Source organism: Streptomyces sp. NBC_00510 (assembly GCA_036013505.1).
Taxonomy (GTDB): domain Bacteria; phylum Actinomycetota; class Actinomycetes; order Streptomycetales; family Streptomycetaceae; genus Actinacidiphila.
Genome location: CP107851.1, coordinates 8,079,042 through 8,101,206 on the forward strand (window position 1 = coordinate 8,079,042; position 22,165 = coordinate 8,101,206).

A 22,165-nucleotide genomic window follows, 5' to 3' on the forward strand; every position below is an offset into this window, starting at 1 on the left:
ATTTCCCCTCAGGCCGCCCGGCCCACGTCCGAGCGGCCCACGTCCGAGCGGGCCACGACCGCGGCGGCGGCGCGGCGGCCGACCGCCACGGCGCCCCGGCCCCAGGTCCCGGAACCGGCGCCCCGGGCCACCGCGGTGAGCGGTACGGCGGCGAGCAGCAGCAGGCAGCCCAGGACGGCGCCCATCACCGGGAAGCCCAGCCGGGCGCCGAGCAGTGCGCCGGCCAGCGGTCCGCAGGCCACCCCGAGCGAGGACGCGGAACCGGCGTACACCGCCCAGCGGCCGCGCGGGTCGAGCGTGGCGGCCAGGCCGATCAGGTACGAGAGCACCACCGGGTAGACGGTGTTCCACAGCACCTCGCCGACCGCGAAGGCGACCGCGCCGCGGGCCGAGGCGCTGGCCGCCACGCACACGGCGATCACGACCGTGCCCAGGCCGACGGGCACCGCGCGCCCGAGGCGGGTGCCGAGGGCCCCCGCGGCCACGACGCCGAGCAGCCCGCCCCCGAGGGCGACCGCGAACACCATGCCCACCGCGGCCTCCGACAGGCCCACGCGGTCCAGCCCGATGCGTTCGCTCACCCCCCACAGCGCGTTCTGCGCCAGTGACCAGCACAGCATCGACGCCGCGAGCACGATCCCGGCGACCGGGTGCGGCAGCGGCAGCCCGGTCGGCCGCGCCGCGGCCGTGGTCCGCGGGCACGGCCGCGCGGGCAGCCGCCGGGTCAGCGGGAGGACGAGCAGGGCGGTCGCGGCGATGGCCGCGAACGGCAGGGCGTGGCCCCCGCCGAGCCGCGGCAGGACGAGGTAGAGCGCCCCGGCCGCCGCCGAGGTGGTCAGCAGCGCGAGCACCGTGACCCGGTGGGGCTCCCGTTCACCGGCGATGCCGACGGCGGCCACCGCGGTCGACGTACCGGACCCGAAGCCGCCGGCGACGCAGCCGAGGACCACCAGGGGCAGGTGGCCGGTGGCCGCGGCCGTCGTGAAGCCGCCCGCGATCAGCAGCAGGCCGTACCGGGCCAGCCGCGCCCGGCCGATCCGGTCGACCCGCGAGGCCAGCGTGAACCCGGCGCAGGCCGAGCCGAGCAGCAGCGTGCTGCCGACCGCCCCGGCCTGGGAACCGCTCAGGGCAAGACCGGTGGTGAGACGGCCGACGACGGTCGGCATGAGGTACGGCGCGAGGTAGCCGGCGCAGAAGAGCGCGACGAGCGGCAGCAGGGCGCGCGAGGGCGCGGTCCGCGAAGACATGGGCGTTCCTGGGTGAGGGACGGCCGAAGGCACGGCGAGCAGGTGGGGGAAGTGCGCCTATCGACGGACAGGAACGCGCGGAACCATGTGTATCAAGCAACGAGGCCCGACGATAAGGGGGTATTCCCCACTCAAACCCGCTGTTGCCGAATCGAGATCAAACGCTCGCGCGGAGCACACGTACACAGCTCCCGATGTCGCCCGCCGACAGGCGGCACTGCTCGGTGTGGCCCTCGACGGCGCGGAAGACCTCCGGGCGCCCACCGGCGCCGAGGCGCCGGCGCTGGGCCGGCAGGCGGCGGTCACCACCGTGATCGGCTTCGTCTGCTGGTACGCGGGCGTCCAGCGGATCGGCGCCGAGCGGGCCACGCTCTGCTCCGGGCTGACCCGGTCTCCGCCGCGCCGACCGCGCCGCTCGCCGGCGTCGGCGCGTACGGCACCGGGCAGCCGGCCGGCAGCCTGCTGGTCGCGGGCGGGGTCGCGCTCGGCGCGGGCGTGCGCCACGTCACACCCGGGGATCCGGAACGGGCGGGAACTCCCGCCCTGCGCCGGTAGTTCGACAAGTACGGGCCGTGCGCGGAGCGCCGGTCCGGCCAGCGGCCCCGACCGGGGGCCCCCGTCCCGGTCGGGGTCTTCATCGTGGGGCCGCGGGAGGCCTCCTCGCCCCCCGCGGCCCACCGGGCCCTACTTGACCCCGAGCAACTGTTCGAGCGGGTCGATCGCGAAGTAGACGACGAAGAGCGCCGACACCGCCCACAGCAGCCAGTGCACCTGACGGGCCTTGCCCAGCACGGCCTTGAGCAGCACGAAGGCGATGAATCCGGCACCGATGCCGTTGGTGATCGAATACGTGAAGGGCATCACGGCGATCGTCAGGAAGGCCGGGATGGCGATCTCGAAGTCGTCCCAGCCGATGTTCTTGACCTGGGTCATCATCAGGAAGCCGACCGCGACCAGCGCCGGTGCCGCCGCCTGGAGCGGCACGATCGTCAGCAGCGGGCTCAGGAAGAGCGCCACCGCGAACAGGCCGCCGGTGACCAGGTTGGCGAAGCCCGTACGCGCCCCCTCGCCGACCCCCGCCGCCGACTCGATGTAGGCGGTGTTCGAGGACGCGGAGGCCGCGCCGCCCGCGACCGCCGCGGCACCGTCGATGAGCAGGACCCGGCCCAGGTTCGGGACCTTGCCCTCCTCGTCCAGCAGGCCCGCCTCGGCCGTGATGCCGACGACCGTGCCCATGGTGTCGAAGAAGTCCGACAGGATGAGGGTGAAGACCAGCAGCACCACCGTGATGAAGCTGACCTCGGCGAAGGCGCCGAAGAGGCTGAAGTGGCCCAGCAGCCCGAAGTCCGGTGCGGCGAACACGTCGTCGGGCACCTTGGGCGTGGTCAGCCCCCAGCTCTTCACGTCCGCGACGGCGTCGACCACGATCGCCAGCACCGTCATGGCGACGATGCTGATCAGGATCGCGCCCTTCACCTTCCGGGCCAGCAGGGCGATCGTCAGCAGCACCCCCAGGCAGAAGACGAGCACCGGCCAGCCCGACAACGCCCCGCCGCCGCCCAGCTGCACGGGGACCGTGGTGTTCGCGGCGTCCGGGATGCGGCTGACGAAGCCGGCGTCCACGAAGCCGATGAAGGCGATGAACAGGCCGATGCCCACGCTGATCGCCTGCTTCAACGCCTGGGGTATCGCGTGCATCACCGCCTCGCGGAGCCCGGTCACCACCAGGACGCAGATGACCAGGCCCTCGATGACGATCAGGCCCATCGCGTCGTCCCAGCTCATCATGGGCGCGATCTGGAAGGCGACCACCGCGTTGAGGCCGAGGCCCGCCGCGATGGCCAGCGGCAGGTTGCCGCCGACGCCCATGACGATCGTCATGACCGCCGCCACCAGCGCGGTGGCGGTGACCAGTTGACCTGTCGACAGGACGTGGCCGAACTTGTCCTTCGCGCTCCCCAGGATGATCGGGTTCAGCACGAGGATGTAGGCCATCGTGAAGAACGTGGCGAAACCGCCGCGGACTTCGCGGCCGAAGGTCGACCCGCGCTCCCCGATGCGGAAGTAGCGGTCCAGTGCGTTGTGCGGTGGTGGTGGCGGAGAGCCCTTCGCCACGTCGGTGGCCTGAGCGGACATGGTGCTCCTCGGGGTCGGTACGGCAACCGGGTAAACCTGCTGGAGGCTGGGGGGATTGTGTACGCCGGAACGTCCGCTCGGGTTTTGAATCCGTTTCCTTGTGTTAACGAATCGGCACCGCTCGGCGCCCCACCCGGACTCCGGCGTCGAAACCGGCGCGCAGCGGCGTCCCGCCTGGACATGCCCGCCCGCCGTCCGGTGGGATGGGGACCGTGGGCGACCAGGACAGCGCGGCGGAGGTCTTCGAGCGGCACCGGCCCCTGCTCACGGGGGTCGCGTACCGCATGCTCGGCCGCTTCGCCGACGCCGAGGACGTCGTGCAGGAGGCCTGGCCGCGCTGGGCCGCCGCCGACCGTGCGACCGTACGCGACCCGCGGGCCTTCCTGGTGACCGCCACGACCCGGCTCGCCATCGACCGCCTGCGGCACCTGCGGTCGCGCCGCGAGTCCTACCCCGGTCCCTGGCTCCCCGAGCCCGTCGCCACCGACTTCGAGCACACCGTGCCCGACGCCGCCGAACGCGTCGTCCTCGCCGAGTCCGTCTCGCTCGCGGTCCTCGTCCTGCTGGAGTCGCTCTCCCCGTTGGAGCGCGCCGTGTTCGTGCTGCGCGAGGCCTTCGCGTTCCCGTACGCGCAGATCGCCGCGGTCCTCGACCGGACCGAGCCCGCGGTACGCCAGCTCGCCGGCCGCGCCCGCCGCCACGTCGAGGACAAGCGCCCCCGCTACGACGCCGACCCCGCCGAGACCGCCCGGGTCACCGAGCGCTTCCTCGCCGCCGCGGTGGGCGGTGACCTCCAGGGACTGCTCGCCCTGCTCGCCCCCGACGTGCGCCTCCTCGGCGACGGCGGCGGCGTGCAACGCGCCCCGCTCCGGGTCATCGAGACCGCCGGCAAGGTCGGCCGCTTCCTGCACGCCATCGCGCCCACCCCGATCGCCGAACCCGCCTTCGCCTTCCGCGAGGTGAACGGCGTCCCGTCGATCGTCGTCACCTCGCGCGGCCGCCCCCACACCGTGTTCAGCCTGGAGGTCACCGACGGCCTCGTCTCCACGGTCTACCTGCTCACCAACCCCGGCAAGCTCACCGGTGTCGCCACCCCGGCCCCCGCCCTCCGCGACACGGGCACGGCCTGACCGCCGTGGCGCACGGGACGGCCGCCCTCCGGCCCTGGGGCAGCAGAAAGTAATGCGGGGGTCGAGAACACCAAGCCCACCTCCCCACGGACTTCCTGCCGAGGCACTCCGACAGGCGGTTCGACGCCGTCGGTTAGGGTGCCCCGGGGGCGGGGGCACCACGAGCGACGCGAGGCGGGGAGCGGCTGTGCACGATCATCCGGAGGGCCACGAGGGCGGGGCGCGCCTGGAGGCGGAGGGCGAAGTGGCCACGGCGCGCATCGCGCTGGCCGGGGGCGACCTCGAGCACGCCGCCCGGCACTTGGAGGACGCGCTGGCGCGTGACCCCGCACTCCCCGAGACCCACGAGGCCATGGCCGAGTTCGCCGCGCGCGTCGGGGGCGCGGAGGCGGCGCTGACGTACTTCGCCCCCGAGGAACGGGCGTTCATCGGCACCGTGGCCGCGCGCGGCCACCTCTGCGCGGTCGCGGGCCACTGGGACGAGGCCGTCGGCCTGCTCGCCCAGTGCGCCGGGCACGAGCCGCAGCGGCCCTGGCTGGAGGTCGCGTGGCTGCGCCGCCCCGACATCGCGGAGCTCGTCGCGCCGGACACGGTGGCCCGGGCGGCCGCGCGCGTCGCGCCGCAACTGCCCGACCCGGTGGAGGAGGAGCGGCGCGGCCCGCTGCTGCCGCTGCTCGACCTGGTCCGCGCGAGTGCCGCGCGCCACCCCGACCACACGATGCTGCTCTGGTGCGGTTCCACGCTCGCCCGCCGCATGGGCGGCTCCGAGGAGGCCGTGGGCTGGGCACGGCGCTCGTACGAGCTCGAACCCTCCCACCCCGCCGCGGTGATGCTCGGCTACGCGCTGCGCAGCGCCGGCCGCCCCGAGGAGGCGCTGGAGGTCTGGCAGGTCGAGGTCGCCCGCGACCCCTGCGACCTCGACCTGTACGTCGACGTCGCCGAGTTGCTGGGGTCGCTCGGCCGTCCCGCCGAGGGCGTGGCGTGGGCCGAGCGGGCGCTGGCCGCCGACCCCTCGCACCCCAAGGCGGGACCCGCGGCGCACGCGCTGCGCCACGCGGTCCAGCCGGACCTGCGGCACCTGGTGGCCCTCGCCGACCATCTGCGGGCCGAACCCGGACACGGCTACGCCGCGGACCTGCTCGGTCGGCTGAGCCAGGGGACGCCGTGGCTGAACTGGATACCCGGCGGCAACGAGGCCGTGGTCAGCCTGCTGCACCAGGCGCTCGGGCAGTCCGTGCCCGCGGACGCCGGACTGACGCTCACCGTCTCCGCCCTGGAACCACCGAGCGCGCTGCTCGCGCTGCGCGCCGCCTATCCGAACGCGGTCACCGAGATCCAGTCCGTGCCCGAGCCGGACCTGCGGACCGCCCCGCGCCCCGTAGAGGTCGCGCTCTGGGCCTACGAGGGCACGACCGCGCGGCCCGCCGTCCGTCCGCCCTCCCCGGAGGCGGCCGAAGCGGTGCGCCGCCTGGCCTGGCACGGCTGGCCGCACCTGGTCGCCGCCTACGACGACGCGGTGGCGCTCTCCGGGCTCGACGCCGAGGACCTGCTCGGCGTGCTCGTCCATCCGCCGGCCCCGCGCGAGGACGAGCTGGGCCGCGCGCTCGCCGCCCAGGCCCCCGACCTGTGGATACGGTGCGTGCAGGTGTGGGCGTGCCTGGGTCTGGCGCACCACCGCAGCGACGAGCCCTGGGCCGTCTCGCGGCGCCGTGCGCTCCTCGTGGACGTGCTGGACAACGCCGAGGACTGGGTGTGCGAGGCGGCCGCGCTCGCGATCGTCGCGACCGCCTGGACCGACCCCGCCGTGCGCAAGGACGCGGCCGAACTCGTCGGCCGCCGCCTGCTGGACGCACTGGAGGCGAGGCGGACCCGCGTCGTCACCCTGACCTGGTCGCTGTGCCACCTCGCCCTCGCCACCCCGGAGCTGATCCCGCAGGTCGCCGCTCTCGCCACCGACGTGCTGCGCACGATCGACGCGGAGGACGTCGGCGGGGCCGCGGAGACCGGGGAGGCGGCCGGCCGGGAGTAGCGGGCGGCGACGCCCGCTACAGGCCGCCGGCGACGCGCAGCACCGCGCCCGTGGTGTATGAGGCGTCCGGCGACATCAGCCACGCCACCGCGCCGGCGACCTCGTCCGGCTCACCGGGCCGCCGCATGGGCACGCGGTCCGGATTGCGCCAGGGCCGCTCGGGGTCGCCCATCGCGGCGTGGATGTCGGTCACGATCATGCCGGGCTGGACGGAGTTGACGCGCACGCCATCCGGGGCGAGCTCCTTGGCGAGGCCCACGGTCAGCGCGTCGACCGCCGCCTTGCTGGCGGCGTAGTGCACGTACTCCCCGGGGCCGCCGAGCGTCGCGGCACCGGAGGAGATGTTGACGATCGCGCCGCCCTGGCCGCCGTACCGGGTGGACATCCCCAGCGCCGCGCGGCGGGCGCACATGATCGCGCCCATCACGTTGACGTCGATCACCCGGCGCATGACCTCGACCGGGGTCTCGGTGAACCGGCCCAGCGGCCCGGTGACGCCCGCGTTGTTGACCAGCCCGGTCACCGCGCCGAGCTGTTCGCCCACGGTGTCGAAGAGCGTGTCCACCTGTCCGGCGTCGCTGGTGTCGACGCGCACCACGACGCAGCGGGCGCCCGCGTCCCGGACCTTGCGGGCGACGTCCTCGGCGGCGCCGGCGTCCTTCTCGTAACCGATGCCGACGGCGTGCCCCTCGCGGGCCAGCCGCAGGGCGACCGCCGCGCCGATGCCGCGGCCGCCTCCGGTGACCACCGTGACCGGACCCATGCCAGCTCCCTCATTCGACGTGATCACGAACGCTACCAGCGCGCGAACGCCCCATGACGGGCCCGTGACGGGCGCGAACACCTCGTGAACAGCGCGCGGCCGTGCCCGCCGGACGCGGCCGGGCCCCTGAGTATTGGTCTTGACCAAGTCGGAGGGCAGCTCTATCGTCGCCTAGTAGTGCAAGAACCTTTAATAAAGAGCCGTTCGGAAACAAGGCTGAACAAACCCCGGACGGCGTCAGGCCGATTGCGGAGGACAGGGTGGGGACCACGCAGCTCGAGACCGTGCCGGAGCCCAAGTACTGGCACCTCAAGACCGTCCTCATCGACGCCCTCGACTCCGAGTTCGCGGTCGGTGAGATCCTGCCCAACGAGCGTGAGCTCGCCGCCCGTTTCGGTGTCGCCCGGGCGACCCTGCGCCAGGCCCTGGAGCAGTTGGAGCTGGAGGGCCGCCTGCAGCGCCGCCGCGGTGTCGGCACCACGGTCGCCCCGCCGCGTGTGGGCGTCTCGGTGGGCCCGTCGAGCGGCAGCTGGCCCGGCGCCGCGGGTGACGCGTGGCGGACCGTGGGGTGCGTCGAGGCCGTCGCCCCCGCAGCGGTCGCCGAGGTGCTCGGCACCGACGCCGACGAGGCGGTGCACACCGTCCGACGGGTCCGCGCGATGGGCGGCCAGTCCGTCGCCACCGAACTGCTCTACGTCCCCCGGGCCTCCGTCCCCGGCCTCGCCGGCGACCTGACGCCGACCGGCCACGCCCCCGCAGTCCTGCGGGAGTTGCACGGCCTCGGGCTCGACGGCGACGACCGGGCCGTGGAGCTGGGCTCGGCCCGCGCCGAGGACGCCAAGCAGCTCGACCGGCTGCCCGGCGCACCCGTGCTGGTCGTCACCACCCGTTACTTCAGCGGGGGGCGCGTCGCGGCCGTGGCCGTCGCCACCTACCGCGCCGACACCTGCCGGCTGACCTTCGGCGACAGCGGCGCGATGGAGATCACCCACCACGGCCAGGAGCGGCACGCCGCCGCGTCGTGAACCCGGCTCCGCCGTCCGTCCCGTCCGGTCCGTCCGGTCAGTAGAAGCGGCCCGTGTTGGCGTCCTCGGCGCCATCACGGCCGGAGGGCACGGGCAGCGGGTGCCCGGAGCAGCGGACGTCCCGGTCCCCGGCGGCGCCGGAGACCAGGTAGCGGTCGACGCGCGCGGTGACGCACTCGTTCCAGAAGCTGATCAGGCCGTGGGAGCCCCGCCCCTCCTCGGTGATCATCCGGGAGCCCGGCAGCCTGCGGTGCAGTTCGACCGCGCCCTCGTACGGTGTGGCCGCGTCCCGCTCCGACTGGACGATCAGCACCGGCGGCAGCCCCGACCCGGGGCGCGCCCCGACGTCCACCGCCCGCCCGCCCTGGACCGGCCACGAGGCGCAGGGCAGGTTCAGCCAGGCGTTCGCCCAGGTCTCGAAGGGACGCTGGCGCGCGACCCGTGAGTTGTCGCGGTCCCACACGCTCCAGTCGCGCGGCCACGCCCCGTCCGAGCACTCCACCGCCAGGTAGACCGCTTCGCTGTTCTCCTCGTCCTTGGCCTGCCCGGGGTCCGGGGCGGCCGCGGTGACGAGCGGCTCGTCGTCGCCGCGCAGGTAGCGCGAGAGCAGATGGGCGAAGGAGGCCCAGCGCTGGTCGTAGTAGGCGGCCTGCACCGCCGCCGAGTGCAGTTCGCCGGCGCCCACCTTGCCGGCCGGGCGCTTGCCGAGCATCCGCATCGCCCGGTCGAAGCTGGCCTGCACGCGCCCGGGTGTCGCGCCGAGGCCGTACACGCGGTCGTGCCCGGCGGCCCAGGCGCGCCAGTCCGCCCAGCGGCGCTCGAAGGCCACGTCCTGCGCGAGGTTGGCGCCGTACCAGACACCGCGCGGGTCGGGGTTGACGACGCTGTCCACGACCATGCGGCGCACGTGCGAGGGGAAGAGGGTGGCGTACACCGCGCCCAGGTACGTCCCGTAGGAGACGCCGTAGTAGTTGAGGCGCGGCTCGCCCAGGGCGGCGCGGATGACGTCGAGGTCCCGTGCCAGGTCCGCGGTGCGCATGTTCCGCAGCAGCGCGCCGCCCCGCGCACCGCAGTTCTCGGCCGTGCGCCGGGCCTCCGCGCGCTTGGCGGCCTTCACCGCGGCGGTGGGCACCCGCGGATCGGGGCCGGGGGAGCGCTGGTGGCCGGCCGGGTCCTGGCAGGACAGCGGCGCGGAGTGGCCGACCCCGCGGGGGTCGAAGCCCACCAGGTCGTACGTCCTGGCCGCGGTCTCCCAGACCTTGCGGGTGACCGCGCCCACGCCGGGCCGGCCCACCGCGGGGAACCACAGCCCCGACGACCCGGGGCCGCCCGGGTTGAACACCAGGGCACCCTGGCGCACCGAGGCCGGGCCCGCCGCGCGCAGGCGGCTCACCAGCAGGCCGATCGTCGCACCGCCCGGCTCCGCGTAGTCCACGGGCACCCGGACGGTGCCGCACTGCACGGGCGCCTTGAGCCCGCTGTCCGCCGGGCACGCCCCGAAGACGATCCCGGTGGCCCCGGCCGCCCGGGCCGCGACCGTGGCCCCCGCCATCCGCAACTGCTCGGCGACCAGGGGATCCGGGGAGTGCCCGGCGGCCGGGGCGGTCGCCGCGCCGGCCGCCAGCACCAAGGACACTGCCAGGACCACTGCTCGCCGCACGAGGGACGCCCTTTCGCCGGCCGCGCCCGCCGGCGCGGCACGCTCGCCGATGCGACGGATCGTCGGCTGGTCGGACAAACCGGCCAAGCAGACAGGCCGGTGAGCCGCGGAATTTCGCCCGTATTGCCCTGGCCGGTGGTCCGAGTGGCCGGCGGTGGGGCCGGCCGGTGGTGGTGCGGTCGGGTGATGCGGCCCGGCGCGCGTCGCGCGCTCAGCGACCGAGCAGCGAGGTCCTGGCCACCGCGAACAACTGCTCCTCGACGTGGTCCAGCGCCAGTCGCAGTGCCCCCGTGGCCACCGCCTCGTGCCCCAGCGCCGACAGCGCCACCTCCGGCGGCCGCAGGCAGTAGCGCGCCAACTCCGTGCGAAGCGGCTCCAGTACGCCGTCGAGTCCGGCCGCCCAGCCGCCGATCACCACCAGTTCCGGGTCTATCGCCTGCACCAGCGCCGCCACGTCGTGCACCAGGCGCTGCAGGAACCGGTCGAAGGCCTCCCGCGCCTGGACGTCGCCCGACCTCGCGAGCGCGAACACCTCGGCCACCGCGGACTCGTCCAGCGGGTGCAGCGGTGTCCCCGTCGTGGACAGCAGCCGTTCCGGCCGGGCCTCCCGCCCCAGCAGGTGCAGCGCCCCGATCTCGCCCGCCGCCCCGCCGAAGCCGCGGTGCAGCCGGCCCCCGATCAGCGACCCTGCTCCGGGGCTCAGCCCCGCCAGCACGAACACCACGTCGTCGGTGCCGACCGCCGCGCCCTTCCAGTGCTCGGCGACGGCGGCGGCGTTCGCGTCGTTCTCCACCAGGACGGGGCAGCGGAACGACCGGCGCAGCCGCTCGCCCAGCGGCAGCCCCGTCCAGCCGGGCAGCGCCGTGCTCAGCCGGACCGCGCCGTCGGTCTCCACGATCCCCGGGCTGCCCACGCCGACCGCCCACAGGGTGCTGCGGGCCACGCCGGCCTTGCGCAGCAGCTCGGCGACGGTGCCGCGGACCCGCTCCAGGCGCTCCTCGGCCGGCAACGTGTCGGCGACGTCGTGCGCCAGCGACCCCAGGACGCGACCGCTGAGGTCCGACAGCAGCGTCCGGATCTCCCGGGCCCCGATCTCCACGCCCAGCAGGTGCCCCGCCTCCGCGTGGAAGCGGAACCTGCGCGCGGGACGGCCCTGCTTGCGCGCGTCACCGGGCTCCTGCGGCGCCTCCACCACCAGGCCCGACTCCGTCAGGCCCTCGATCACGCCCTCGACGGTCGGCCGTGACAGCCCCGTCGTCTGCACCAGTTCGGTCAGGCTCACGGCGGGCTCGCCGCGCAGCGCATGGAGCACCACCGCGGAATTGATCCGCCGGAGCAGGGACGGGTCCCCGCCGGTGAGCCGCCCCAACGTACGTCCTCCCAGCTTGCGCGCGTGTTGGCCGGATCGTACCCGTCCCGGCGGCCCGCGGCGAGTAGCTCCGGCACAGGGTTACTGACTCGATGTCAAGTGTCACAGGCGCGGGGTTTACTGGAGCCATGGACCTGCCCGGCCACGTGGCCACCGTCGACGCGCTGCGCGCCCGCCCCTTCCCGGCGCGGCGCGAGCGCTGCGGCGCGGTCGACAGCGGCCCCGGCCACCACATAACGGACCTCCGGATCAGTGCGGACTTCTGGGACGCGGACGGTGACCCCGGGTACAGAGGGCAGGTCGAGGACGACATGGAGGCCGAGTGCCAGGCCCTGGTGGAGGTGTTCACGGAGCGCTGGGGCGCGCCGGAGACGGTCGACCTCGCCGCCCACCTCGAACGCTCCTTCCACGGTGAGCCGGTTCCGCCGCCGCTGGACACGCTGTGCGGCTACGCCTCCGAGGCATGGGCCTGGCGCGTCGGGGACCGCTGGATAGGGGTGTGCGTCGGCCAGGGGGACCCGGAGCTGCCCTTCCAGCTCGTCGCCGCCGTCGGCGACGCCGCGGCCGTACCGTGACCGCGTCGCACTCCTCGACGCGGTAGCCGCACGCCCACTACCCTTTGTCCGCAACGGCCTGATGTGTCGTCATGTGCGACGACTCCCGCCCCGGGGCCCGGCACACACGGCGCGGACGGCTGACCCAGTGATTCCGGCGCCATGGCGCCGTGCCGTACCCGGGGGGCCCGTCATGCCGAACCCGCACCTCCTCCACCGCGCCGCGCGAAGACTCCTCGCCGCCGCCTCCGCCCTGCTCCTGGGCGGCGCCACCGCCCTCGTCCTCGCCCCCGCGGCCTCCGCCGAGCCCGCCACCCCGGCCGGCTACCCCGCGGGGGCGAGCGCCACCCGCCACTCCGGGCTCGCCTTCGATACGTGCACCGCGCCGCCGCTCACCACGATCCAGGCGTGGAACGCCTCCCCGTACCGCGCGCTCGGCGTGTACATATCGGGCGTCAACCGCACCTGCGCCCAGCCGCAGCTCACCGCCTCCTGGGTGACCTCCGTCGCCCGGCTCAAGTGGCGCCTGCTGCCCATACACAAGGGCCTGCAGCCGCCCTGCGGCGCCCGGCCCGGCGACGCCAAGATCAGCACCACCCCCGGCTCCGCGCGGACCCAGGGCACCAGGGCGGCCGGCGAGGCCGTCGCCGCGGCCAAGGCCCTCGGCATGCAGCCCGGCAGTGCCCTCTACAACGACATCGAGAACTACGCCCAGAACGACGCCGCCTGCCGCACCGGCGTCCTCACCTATCTGTCGGCCTGGACGAAGGAACTGCACCGGCTGGGCTACGTCTCCGGCGTCTACATGAACCTCAACCTCGGCGCCAAGCAGCTCGCCGACGTCTACACCTCGGCCTCCTACGCCCGCCCCGACGCCCTGTGGATCGCCCGCTACGACGGCGCCGACACCCTCAAGGGCTGGACCGGCGTCGCCGACGCCAAGTGGCCCGTCCACCAGCGCGCGAAGCAGTACCGCGGCAGCCACGACGAGACCTACGGCGGCGTCACCGTGAACATCGACAACGACCGGCTCGACGCGCCCGTCGCCACCGTCGCCCTCGGCTACACGGTGACGAGTTCCACCGCCCTCAAGGCCCGCAGCGGCCCCTCGACGACCTATCCCGTCGTCACCACCCGTGCGCCCGGCTCCGCCCTGCGCGTCGTCTGCCAGGCCCCGGGCCTGAAGGTGGGCACCACCTCCGTGTGGGACAAGCTCACCGACGGCACCTACGTCAGCGACCACTACGTCAGCACCCCCTCGGCCACGGGCTACAGCGCCCCCCTGCCCCGCTGCGTCCTGCCCTACCAGGTCACCGCGCCCGGCGGCCTCACCGAACGCAGCGGCCCCGGCACCTCCTACGCCGCCAAGGGCACCTCCCCGAACGGCGCCCTGGCCTGGGTCGTCTGCCAGAAGTCCGGCTCCAAGGTGGGCGCCACCAAGATCTGGAACCGCCTCGACAACGGCCGCTACGTCTCCGACCACTACGTCGCCACGCCCGGCACGACGGGCTACAGCAAGCCGATCCCGCGCTGTTGAGCGGGGAAAGCCCGTTCGGCGTACGGGCTTCTCAAGCTCCCCCGTTCGGTCACCGATGCATCCCGCAGGAAGCGTTACTGCGAGGAGAGGTTGGATCTGTGACGTCAGCATCGGCGCCGCGCTCGGCTGCGGGCCTGGACGCGGTGGCGACCGCCGTCGGCGACCTGCGGGCCGGGCGGCCCGTCATCGTGGTCGACGACGAGGACCGCGAGAACGAGGGCGACCTGGTCATGGCGGCCGAGTTCGCCACCGCGGAGACCATGGGGTTCTTCGTCCGCTGGACCAGCGGCCTGATCTGCGCGCCCTTGGCGCCGGAGATCGCCGACCGCCTGGAACTGCCGCTGATGGTCCCGCCCGGCCCCGACCTCGACACGGCGGCGTACACCGTCTCCGTGGACGCGGTCGGCGTCGGCTCCGGGATCTCCGCCGCGGACCGGGCACGGACGGTACGGACGCTGGCCGGCCGGACGACCCGGCCCGACGAGCTGCACCGCCCCGGGCACGTCTTCCCCCTGCGCGCCCGCCCCGGGGGGATCGCCGAGCGGCGCGGGCACACCGAGGCCACCGTCGACCTGCTGCGCCTGGCCGGGTTGCCGCCGGTCGGAGTGATCAGCGAGGTCTGCGAGGACGACGGTTCGGTCGCCCGCTTCGACCGGCTCCGGGCCTTCGCCGACCGGCACGGCCTGGCGCTCATCTCGATCGAGCAGTTGTCGAACGGGCCGCGCCTCGCGGACCCCGCGACGGTGTGACCGGATGAGCCGTGCGACGATCTTCGACCTGGACGACACGCTGGTCGACAGCGCGGACGCATGGGTCCGTGTCTGCGCCGCCTTCGCCGCCCGCCACGGTCACCGCTGGCGGGCGCAGGACACCGCCGCCCTGCACGGCAACGGCGGCTGGGCGGCGTACGTCGCCGGACTGTGCGGTGGCACGGCGAGCCCCGCCGAGGTGGTCCGGGCCTGCACCACCGCGGCGACCGGCGAGGTGGCCGCGGGCCGGGTCCGGGCGCTGCCCGGCGCCGTGGACCTGGTCCTCGAAGCCGGACGGCACGGCCCTGTGGGCCTGGCCACGGCCAGCCCGCGCCGCTTCGTCCTGGCGGTCCTCGACGGGCTGGGCCTGACGGGACGGCTCAGCGCCGTCGTGTGCGGGGAGGACGTGGCCCGGGGCAAACCCGCGCCCGACCCCTACCTGCGCGCGGCGGCCGAGATCGGCGTGCCGCCGTCCGGCTGTCTGGCCGTCGAGGACTCCCCGAACGGCATCCGCTCGGCGACCGCGGCCGGCATGCGCGTCCTCGCCGTCCCCCGGGGCGGCATGCCGCTGCCGACCGACGTCGCCCACCTGCCCGCAGCCCAGGCCCCCACCACCGCCGCCGCCCTCCCCCTCCTGACCCGCCTGCTCGCCGGTGCCCCCGGCCCCCTGGTGCCCGGGGGCACCCCGTGAGCGGCGCTGGGGACCGGGCGGGCGGTCATGGCTCGTGAGGCCTGCGGCCGGGACGAGGCGTACGCGACGGGCGGGCTCGCCGGGGACCTTCGGGTCCCCGGCGGGCCGTGCGGATCCGGCAGGTCACCCAGGAGTCGACGAGGACCTCCGGCAGCCGCGGACGCCGACCGCACCCGGCCCTCGGCGTTATCGGGAGTTCGTCGGCGCGAGGATCATTCCTGCGACGCGTCGCGGAGGCGGCCGTATTCCTCCGTCATCGCCTGCGTCGACCAACCGGCGTTCAGGCCGCTGGGGTTGGGCAGGGCCCAGATCCGGGTGCCGCCGATCGTGCGCTCCTGGGGGCCGATGCGGGCGCGGGGCTCGGCGAAGGCGACGCGGTAGGCGGTGACGCCCACGACGGCGAGCCAGCGCGGCTCGTACCGCAGGACCCTCTCCGTCAACAGCCGCCCGCCCTCCAGCAGTTCGTCGCGGGTCAGTTCGTCGGCCCGGGCGGAGGCGCGCGCGACGACGTTGGTGATCCCCAGCCCGTATGCCGGGAGTTCGCCCTGCTCCGCGGGGTCGAGCCGGCGCGGGGTGAAGCCGCAGGCGTGCAGCACGGGCCAGAAGCGGTTGCCGGGGCGGGCGAAGTGGTGACCGGTGGCGGCCGACATCAGCCCGGGGTTGATGCCGCAGAAGAGCACCCGCAGGCCGCCGGCGATCACGTCGGGGATGACGCGGTCGCGGGCGGCCTCCAGCTCGTCCCGGGTGGGGCGGGTGCGCCTGACCGTGGTCAGAGGATGGCCCCGGGGGTGTAGGCGGCCGCCTGCGGGTGGCGCTCGGCGACCTCGCCGACCCGGCGCACGACCTCCGCGACCTGGTCCGCGGCCGCACCCGTGAAGGAGAGGCGGTCGGCCATGAGCGCGTCCAATTGGGCGCGGTCCAGCGGGATGCGCTCGTCCTCGGCGAGCCGGTCCAGCAGCTCGTTGCGCTCCACGCCCTTCTCGCGCATGGCCAGCGCGGAGGCGACCGCGTGCTCCTTGATGACCTCGTGCGCCAGCTCGCGGCCGACGCCGGCCCGCACCGCGCCCATGAGCACCTTCGTCGTGGCGAGGAACGGCAGGTAGCGGTCGAGCTCGCGGGCGATGACGGCCGGGAAGGCGCCGAACTCGTCCAGGACCGTCAGGAAGGTCTCCAGCAGGCCGTCGAAGGCGAAGAACGCGTCCGGCAGGGCCACCCGGCGCACGACCGAGCAGGAGACGTCGCCCTCGTTCCACTGGTCGCCGGCCAGCTCGCCCACCATCGACGCGTAGCCGCGCAGGATGACCGCCAGGCCGTTGACGCGCTCGCAGGAGCGGGTGTTCATCTTGTGCGGCATGGCCGAGGAGCCGACCTGGCCGGGCTTGAAGCCCTCGGTGACCAGCTCGTGGCCGGCCATCAGGCGGATCGTCTTGGCGAGCGAGGACGGCGCGGCGGCCAGCTGTACCAGCGCGGTGACGGCGTCGTAGTCCAGCGAGCGCGGGTAGACCTGGCCGACGGAGGTGAAGACCTCGGAGAAGCCGAGGTGCGAGGCGATCCGCCGCTCCAGCTCGGCGAGCTTGGCGGTGTCGCCGCCGAGCAGGTCGAGCATGTCCTGCGCGGTGCCGACCGGGCCCTTGATGCCGCGCAGCGGGTAGCGGCCCAGCAGGTCCTCGACCCGCGCGAAGGCCACCAGCAGCTCGTCGGCCGTGGTCGCGAAGCGCTTGCCGAGGGTGGTGGTCTGGGCGGCCACGTTGTGCGAACGGCCGGCCATGACCAGCTCCGCGTACTCGGCGGCGAGCCTGCCGAGCCGGGTCAGCACGGCGACGGTGCGGTCGCGCACGTGCTCCAGGGAGAGCCGGATCTGCAGCTGCTCGACGTTCTCGGTGAGGTCGCGCGAGGTCATGCCCTTGTGGACGTGCTCGTGCCCGGCGAGGGCGTTGAACTCCTCGATGCGCGCCTTGACGTCGTGCCGGGTGACCTTCTCCCGCTCGGCGATCGACGCCAGGTCGACCTGCTCCAGCACCCGCTCGTAGTCCGCGAGGGCCTGCTCCGGCACCTCGATCCCCAGGTCCTTCTGGGCCCGCAGCACAGCCAGCCACAGACGGCGCTCCAGCACCACCTTCTGCTCGGGGGACCACAGGGTGGCGAGCTCCGCGGAGGCGTAGCGGCCGGCCAGGACGTTGGGGATGCGGGGCTTGGAAGTCACGTAGCGAGATTCTACTGCGCGTCGGCGCAGGTCAGCGCCCCACACCGGTCTATGCGCGTAGCGCCGTGGGTCCATCCGTCGCCGAGCCGACCGCCGAGGGCCACCCGGAAGTCCGTCGGCGGAGATCGTCCGGCTCTATCCTTCCGCCGTGAGAAGGCCCGGCGCGCGGACGCCGAGCGGCGAGCCGTGGGTCCGCCCGTCGTCAGGCGCCGCCGGACGTTGGCTCAGAGCTCGAACGGCACCAGTTCGGCGCGCTTGGGCGGAAGGCCGTCGCCGGAGGAGCGGCCGGTCAGGCGGCGGCCGATCCACGGAACGAGGTGCCGGCGCGTGAAGCGCAGGTCGGCGGTGCGGCGGGCGGGCCACGACAGGGGCACGTACGTGGGCAGCGCCTCGGTCCAGTCGAACTGCGGGGTGTGCCCGAGGGTCTGCCAGACCGCCTCGGTGACGCGGCGGTGGCCCTCGCCGTCCAGGTGCAGCCGGTCGTCCGCCCACAGCCGCGGGTCGCCCAGCACATCGGCGCCGTACAGGTCCACGACGAGCGCGCCGTGCCGGGCGGCGAGGTCGTCGACGAAGCCGAACAGCTGCTCCATGCGGGGCAGGAACCGCGTCGCGACCGGGCCCCGGCGGGCCGGGCTGCGCATCAGCACCAGCTGCCGGCAGTTCGGCGTCAGCCGCTCGACGGCCTCCTCCAGCAGCGCGCACACCCTCGCCACGTCGCATTTGGGGCGCAGCACGTCGTTGAGCCCGCCCACCAGGGTCACCAGGTCGGCGTCCATCGAGGCGGCGGTCTCCACCTGCTCGTCCACGATCTGCTGGATGAGCTTCCCGCGTACCGCCAGGTTGGCGTAGCGGAAGCCCGGCGCGTGGGCGGACAGGCGTCCGGCGAGGAGGTCCGCCCAGCCCCGGTAGGAGCCGTCGGGGAGCGCGTCGGACATGCCTTCGGTGAAGGAGTCGCCGAGCGCGACGAAGCTGGTGTGGGTGGCGTTCATCTGCATGGCGCGCGTGATCCTACCGGGCCCGCGGACCGTCGCTTCAGGCGGCCGGTGCGTGGCCCACGAGCTCCTTCAGCACGTCCTCCATGGTGACCAGGCCGATGCCGCGGCCCTGGTCGTCGACGACCGCCGCCAGGTGCGCGCCGCTGGCCCGCATCGCCGCCAGGACGTCGTCCAGCGGGGTGGCCGCGACGACCCGGGTGATCCGGCGCAGGGCGCCCCGCGGGAAGGGCTGGTCGTGGCGGCTGGGGCCGAGGGCCAGGGCGTCCTTCACGTGGAGGTAGCCCAGGATGCGGCAGGCGTCGTCGGTCACGGGGAAGCGCGAGAAGCCGGACCGCGCGGCCAGCCGCTCCAGCCCCGCCGGGGTCATCCCGAAGCGCGCGGACACCACGCGCTCCCACGGGACGACGACCGCGCGGACCGGGCGGCGGCCCAGTTCGAGGGCGTCCTGCAGGCGGATCGCGGCACGCTCGTCCAGCAGCCCGGCCTGGCCGGCGTCGGTCACCATCCGGGCCAGCTCGTCGTCCGAGAACACCGCCGCGACCTCGTCCTTCGGCTCGACCCGCAGCAGCTTCAGCAGCCCGTTCGCGAAGGCGTTGACCGTGAAGATCACCGGGCGCAGCGCCCGCGCCAGGGTGACCAGCGGGGGACCGAGGACGAGGGCGGTCCGCTCCGGGGCGGCGAGCGCGATGTTCTTCGGCACCATCTCGCCGAGCAGCATGTGCGCGTACGTGGCCAGGGTCAGGGCGATCGCGAACGACAGGGCGTGGATGGCGCCCTGCGGTACGTGCAGCAGGTGGAAGAGCGGCGCGAGCAGGTGCTCGATGGCCGGTTCCGCGACGATGCCCAGCACCAGGGTGCACAGCGTGATGCCCAGCTGGGCGGCGGCCATCAGCGGCGACAGGTGCTGCAACCCCCACAGCACGTGGCGCGCCCCGCGCTCCCCGGCCTCCGCGCGGGGCTCGATCTGGCTGCGCCGGACGGAGATCATCGCGAACTCGGCGCCGACGAAGAAGGCGTTCACGACCAGGGTCAGCGCGCCGATGAACAACTGCAGGAAGATCATCGCGCACCCGCCGTCCCGTCGTCCGCGTCCTGCGGGGCGAGCCCGTTCTGCGCGCGCGGCGCCGGCGAGATCAGCCGTACGTGCGCCGCGCGGTGGTGCGAGTCGTCGGTGACCTCGACCATCCAGCCGTTCACCTCGACGGTGTCGCCGGTGGCGGGGATCCGCCCGAGCCGCTCGGCGACCAGGCCGGCCAGTGTCTCGTAGGGGCCGTTCCCGGCCCGCAGGCCGATGTGCGCGAGCCGGTCGGTCCGCACCGCGCCGTCGGCGTCGTAGACGCGGCGGCCGGTGCGGTCCTGGTGGATGAAGGCCAGGTCGGGGGTCTCCTGCGGGTCGTGCTCGTCACGGACCTCGCCGACGACCTCCTCCACGATGTCCTCCAGGGTGACGACGCCCGCGGTGCCGCCGTACTCGTCGATGACGACGGCCATGCTCATCGAGCCGGAGAGCCGGTCCAGCAGCCGGTCCACGCTGAGCGTCTCGGGGACCGGCACCGGCTCCCGCAGCAGCGGGGTGATGGGGTGGCCCTCGCGGCGTTCGTAGGGCACGGCCAGGACGTCCTTGATGTGGACGATGCCGATGACGTTGTCCAGGCCGCCCCGGTGCACGGGGAAGCGGGACAGCCCCGTGGCGCGGGTGATGTCGGCGACGTCCTGGCAGGTGGCGCCCTCCTCCAGGGCGACGACCTGGACGCGGGGGGTCATCACGTTCTCGGCCGTCAGCCCGGCCAGGCTCAGCGTCCGTACGAACAGCTCGGCGGTGTCGGCCTCCAGCGCGCCCGCCCGGGCGGAGTGCCGGGCGAGGGCCACCAGCTCCTCGGGGCTGCGGGCCGAGGCGAGCTCCTCGGTGGGTTCCATGCCCAGGCGGTGCAGCACACGGTTGGCGGTGTTGTTCAGGTGGCGGATCAGCGGGCCGAAGGCGGCGGTGAAGACCGTCTGGGGCGGGGCGACGGCCTTGGCCACCGGCAGCGGCCGGGAGATCGCCCAGTTCTTGGGGACGAGCTCGCCCACCACCATGAGCACCACCGTGGAGATGCCGGTGCCGAGCACCAGGCCCAGTGACGCTGCGCCGCCGGCAGACATCCCCAGGGCGCGCAGCGGTCCCGCCAGCAGCTCGGCGATGGAGGCCTGCGCGAGCATGCCGATCACCAGGCCGGTGACGGTGATGCCGAGCTGGGCGCCCGACAGCTGCACCGTCAGGCTGCGCACGGCCCGCAGGGCCGCGGAGGCACCGCGCTCGCCCGCCTTCTCGGCCCGTTCCAGGTCGGTGCGCTCGACCGTGGTCAGGGAGAACTCCGCGGCGACGAAGACGGCGCAGGCCAGGGTCAGCAGCAGGGCGACGGCCAGGAGCAGCACTTCGGTCATCGGGACACCTCGGTCCCATGATCGGTCAGGCCGGGGTGGACCGCGCGCTGCAGGCGTGGGCGACGGGACCGGAGACGTGACGGACTCGCAGGGTCGTCCATACGCCCATCGTAGGAAGCGCGGGCGCAACGGACAGCCCGGGAACGCGGCCAGGGGGTGCGCCCCGACCCGCCCGGCGCGCTACCGGGTGCGCTGGAAGGGCTTGGTCCAGCGGCGCCAGTGGTGCTCGGGCGCGTAGCCCGCCGAGCGCCAGGCGTGGTGGGCGCGCTCGTTGCGCTCCAGCACCATGGCGTCGCCGCGCCGGCCGCCCAGCGCGGTGAAGCGCTCCTCGGCCGCCGCCAGCAGGGCCCGGGCGATGCCCTGCCGCCGCCGCTCGGGGTGGACCGCCAGCCGGTACAGATGACAGCGCCAGCCGTCGAAGCCCGCGATGACCGTGCCGACGAGCACGCCGCCGTCCTCGGCGAGCAGCAGGGCCTCGGGGTCGCGTGCGATCAGGCGCGCCACACCCTCCGGGTCGTCACTGACGCTGGTGCCCTCGGCGGCCGTCTTCCAGAAGTCCAGCACCCGTTCGGCGTCGGCCGGTACCGCGCTGCGTATCCCGAGATCGTCCATGAGGGTCAGCCAACCAGCCCCCCGGCCCGGGCGGCGAGCGTATTACGCTTCCCCGCTCTTACCCGTGCCCTTCGCGCGGCTCGTCGCGGCGCAGTTCCTCGATCACCGGGGCGAACGCCTCCATGGAGGGTTCCAGCACCGTGACGTAGCTGAAGCCGAAGCGCTCGCGGCCCCGCCGCAGCTGTTCCGCGATCTCCGCGACCGTGCCGACGAGCAGCGTCGGCAGGTCGAGCAGCTCCTTCTCGTCCAGGTGCGGCGCGTGCGGGGCGAACCCCCCGGCCGCCGCCCCGCGGTCCTCGGTGATCACGACCCGCTGGACGAGGACGTTGAACTCCGGGTCGGTGCCGTACGACGTGGCGAAGCCGCGCGCGGTGGCGACCCGCTCCTCCACGGTCGCGGCGGACAGCAGCCGCAGCGAGCCGTCGTCCTTGGCCGGGTCGGCCTCGGCGCCGGTGAAGGCGACGACGGCCGCGTGCCGTGCCGCGAGGCGCAGCATGCGCGGGCCGTTCCCGCCCAGGAGCAGCGGGGTCGGCGGCGCACCGGCGCCGTCCGTTCCGCCCGTTCCCGTTCCATCCGTTTCGTGCGGTCCCGCGAGCAGCCCGGTCAGCACCTCGACGGTGCGTTCCAGGTGGTCGACCCGGTCGCGGGCGGTGCCGTAGGCCAGGCCCGCGCGTTCGAACTCGGCGCGCACGTAGCCCGCGCCGAGGCCCAGCTCCAGGCGGCCGCCGGTGAGCCGGGCGGTGGTGGCGACCTCGCGGGCGAGCAGGACCGGGTTCCAGAACGCCGCGTTGAGCACGAAGGTCCCCAGCCGTGGACGCCGCGTGGCGTTCGCCGCCGCGACCAGCGAGGGGAACGGCGCGGGCCAGTCCAGGTGGTCCGGCACCTGGAGGACGTCGTAGCCGAGCGCCTCCACCCGGCGGCACTTGCGCTCCCACGCGTCGCCCTGCGCGGGCTCGAGCAGATTCACACCGAACCGGAACCGTCGCGCCATGACCGCCCCCTCGTCCGCACCCGTCCGCCGGTCGACGACCTTCCCCGCCC

Annotated in this window: 19 protein-coding genes and 1 pseudogene; 8 read left to right on the plus strand and 12 right to left on the minus strand. The window is 74.5% G+C overall.

The window, feature by feature from the left end; all coding sequences use genetic code 11:
- Positions 1-8: 8 nt before the first annotated feature.
- Positions 9-1,247, minus strand: a complete 1,239-nt coding sequence (locus OG937_36520) for an MFS transporter (GenBank protein WUD76812.1) — start codon at positions 1,245-1,247, stop codon at positions 9-11.
- Positions 1,248-1,443: 196 nt separating this feature from the next.
- Here OG937_36520 and OG937_36525 point away from each other — a divergent pair.
- A pseudogene (locus OG937_36525) lies at positions 1,444-1,745 on the plus strand (EamA family transporter).
- Between the two features lie 186 nt (positions 1,746-1,931).
- Here the strand turns inward: OG937_36525 and OG937_36530 are convergent.
- Positions 1,932-3,383: an NCS2 family permease gene (locus tag OG937_36530; GenBank protein ID WUD76813.1), complete on the minus strand. Its 1,452-nt coding sequence runs from the start codon at positions 3,381-3,383 to the stop codon at positions 1,932-1,934.
- 212 nt (positions 3,384-3,595) lie between these two features.
- Between OG937_36530 and sigJ the strand changes: the two genes are divergently transcribed.
- Entirely contained in the window at positions 3,596-4,513 is a 918-nt protein-coding gene (gene sigJ, locus OG937_36535; protein WUD76814.1) for an RNA polymerase sigma factor SigJ, read from the plus strand.
- Positions 4,514-4,700: 187 nt separating this feature from the next.
- Positions 4,701-6,542: a hypothetical protein gene (locus OG937_36540; GenBank protein ID WUD76815.1), complete on the plus strand. Its 1,842-nt coding sequence runs from the start codon at positions 4,701-4,703 to the stop codon at positions 6,540-6,542.
- 16 nt (positions 6,543-6,558) lie between these two features.
- On the opposite strand, the gene OG937_36545 is transcribed toward OG937_36540, so the two are convergent.
- A complete protein-coding gene (locus OG937_36545) occupies positions 6,559-7,305 on the minus strand; it encodes an SDR family oxidoreductase (GenBank protein ID WUD76816.1) in 747 nt (248 codons plus the stop codon).
- A 260-nt stretch (positions 7,306-7,565) separates the two neighbouring features.
- On the opposite strand from OG937_36545, the gene OG937_36550 reads away from it, so the two are divergent.
- Positions 7,566-8,330, plus strand: coding sequence for a GntR family transcriptional regulator (locus OG937_36550; protein WUD76817.1), 765 nt, complete (start codon positions 7,566-7,568; stop codon positions 8,328-8,330).
- A gap of 37 nt (positions 8,331-8,367) precedes the next feature.
- Here OG937_36550 and OG937_36555 read toward each other — a convergent pair whose 3' ends face one another.
- Both OG937_36555 and OG937_36560 read right to left on the minus strand, forming a co-directional pair.
- The gene (locus OG937_36555) at positions 8,368-9,990 is read right to left on the minus strand and encodes an alpha/beta hydrolase (protein WUD76818.1); all 1,623 of its coding nucleotides are present in this window, start codon (positions 9,988-9,990) and stop codon (positions 8,368-8,370) included.
- Between the two features lie 211 nt (positions 9,991-10,201).
- Positions 10,202-11,359 (minus strand): ROK family transcriptional regulator, encoded by a 1,158-nt coding sequence (locus tag OG937_36560; GenBank protein ID WUD76819.1) that lies wholly within the window; start codon positions 11,357-11,359, stop codon positions 10,202-10,204.
- 128 nt (positions 11,360-11,487) lie between these two features.
- Here OG937_36560 and OG937_36565 point away from each other — a divergent pair, with 128 nt between their 5' ends.
- From OG937_36565 to OG937_36580, 4 genes are all read left to right on the plus strand, one after another.
- Positions 11,488-11,934: a hypothetical protein gene (locus OG937_36565; GenBank protein ID WUD76820.1), complete on the plus strand. Its 447-nt coding sequence runs from the start codon at positions 11,488-11,490 to the stop codon at positions 11,932-11,934.
- 172 nt (positions 11,935-12,106) lie between these two features.
- Positions 12,107-13,450 carry a DUF1906 domain-containing protein gene (locus OG937_36570; protein WUD76821.1) on the plus strand — a complete coding sequence of 448 codons (1,344 nt, stop codon included), beginning with the start codon at positions 12,107-12,109 and terminating at the stop codon, positions 13,448-13,450.
- Between the two features lie 98 nt (positions 13,451-13,548).
- Entirely contained in the window at positions 13,549-14,199 is a 651-nt protein-coding gene (gene ribB, locus OG937_36575) for a 3,4-dihydroxy-2-butanone-4-phosphate synthase (GenBank protein ID WUD76822.1), read from the plus strand.
- A 4-nt stretch (positions 14,200-14,203) separates the two neighbouring features.
- Entirely contained in the window at positions 14,204-14,890 is a 687-nt protein-coding gene (locus OG937_36580) for an HAD family phosphatase (protein WUD76823.1), read from the plus strand.
- Between the two features lie 212 nt (positions 14,891-15,102).
- Here the strand turns inward: OG937_36580 and mug are convergent, their stop codons facing one another.
- The 7 genes from mug to OG937_36615 form a co-directional block, all read right to left on the minus strand.
- Positions 15,103-15,591 (minus strand): G/U mismatch-specific DNA glycosylase, encoded by a 489-nt coding sequence (mug, locus tag OG937_36585; protein ID WUD76824.1) that lies wholly within the window; start codon positions 15,589-15,591, stop codon positions 15,103-15,105.
- Between the two features lie 68 nt (positions 15,592-15,659).
- Positions 15,660-17,093 carry an adenylosuccinate lyase gene (gene purB, locus OG937_36590; protein ID WUD76825.1) on the minus strand — a complete coding sequence of 478 codons (1,434 nt, stop codon included), beginning with the start codon at positions 17,091-17,093 and terminating at the stop codon, positions 15,660-15,662.
- A 224-nt stretch (positions 17,094-17,317) separates the two neighbouring features.
- Positions 17,318-18,088 carry an SGNH/GDSL hydrolase family protein gene (locus tag OG937_36595; GenBank protein WUD76826.1) on the minus strand — a complete coding sequence of 257 codons (771 nt, stop codon included), beginning with the start codon at positions 18,086-18,088 and terminating at the stop codon, positions 17,318-17,320.
- A 37-nt stretch (positions 18,089-18,125) separates the two neighbouring features.
- Entirely contained in the window at positions 18,126-19,151 is a 1,026-nt protein-coding gene (locus OG937_36600; protein ID WUD76827.1) for a hemolysin family protein, read from the minus strand.
- A complete protein-coding gene (locus OG937_36605; GenBank protein ID WUD76828.1) occupies positions 19,148-20,512 on the minus strand; it encodes a hemolysin family protein in 1,365 nt (454 codons plus the stop codon). Before OG937_36605 ends, OG937_36600 begins: the two co-directional genes overlap by 4 nt.
- 180 nt (positions 20,513-20,692) lie before the next feature.
- The gene (locus tag OG937_36610; GenBank protein WUD76829.1) at positions 20,693-21,124 is read right to left on the minus strand and encodes a GNAT family N-acetyltransferase; all 432 of its coding nucleotides are present in this window, start codon (positions 21,122-21,124) and stop codon (positions 20,693-20,695) included.
- Between the two features lie 58 nt (positions 21,125-21,182).
- Positions 21,183-22,115 carry a TIGR03621 family F420-dependent LLM class oxidoreductase gene (locus OG937_36615; GenBank protein ID WUD76830.1) on the minus strand — a complete coding sequence of 311 codons (933 nt, stop codon included), beginning with the start codon at positions 22,113-22,115 and terminating at the stop codon, positions 21,183-21,185.
- Positions 22,116-22,165: the final 50 nt, after the last annotated feature.

Bases quoted from the DNA above. Each gene is read 5' to 3' on its own strand.
- OG937_36545 (WUD76816.1), bottom strand. From the start codon at position 7,305: ATGGGTCCGGTCACGGTGGTCACCGGAGGCGGCCGCGGCATCGGCGCG.
- OG937_36580 (WUD76823.1), top strand. From the start codon at position 14,204: ATGAGCCGTGCGACGATCTTCGACCTGGACGACACGCTGGTCGACAGC.
- OG937_36600 (WUD76827.1), bottom strand. From the start codon at position 19,151: ATGATCTTCCTGCAGTTGTTCATCGGCGCGCTGACCCTGGTCGTGAAC.
- OG937_36565 (WUD76820.1), top strand. From the start codon at position 11,488: ATGGACCTGCCCGGCCACGTGGCCACCGTCGACGCGCTGCGCGCCCGC.
- OG937_36595 (WUD76826.1), bottom strand. From the start codon at position 18,088: ATGCAGATGAACGCCACCCACACCAGCTTCGTCGCGCTCGGCGACTCC.
- OG937_36520 (WUD76812.1), bottom strand. From the start codon at position 1,247: ATGTCTTCGCGGACCGCGCCCTCGCGCGCCCTGCTGCCGCTCGTCGCG.
- OG937_36570 (WUD76821.1), top strand. From the start codon at position 12,107: ATGCCGAACCCGCACCTCCTCCACCGCGCCGCGCGAAGACTCCTCGCC.
- OG937_36615 (WUD76830.1), bottom strand. From the start codon at position 22,115: ATGGCGCGACGGTTCCGGTTCGGTGTGAATCTGCTCGAGCCCGCGCAG.
- OG937_36605 (WUD76828.1), bottom strand. From the start codon at position 20,512: ATGACCGAAGTGCTGCTCCTGGCCGTCGCCCTGCTGCTGACCCTGGCC.
- OG937_36530 (WUD76813.1), bottom strand. From the start codon at position 3,383: ATGTCCGCTCAGGCCACCGACGTGGCGAAGGGCTCTCCGCCACCACCA.
- OG937_36610 (WUD76829.1), bottom strand. From the start codon at position 21,124: ATGGACGATCTCGGGATACGCAGCGCGGTACCGGCCGACGCCGAACGG.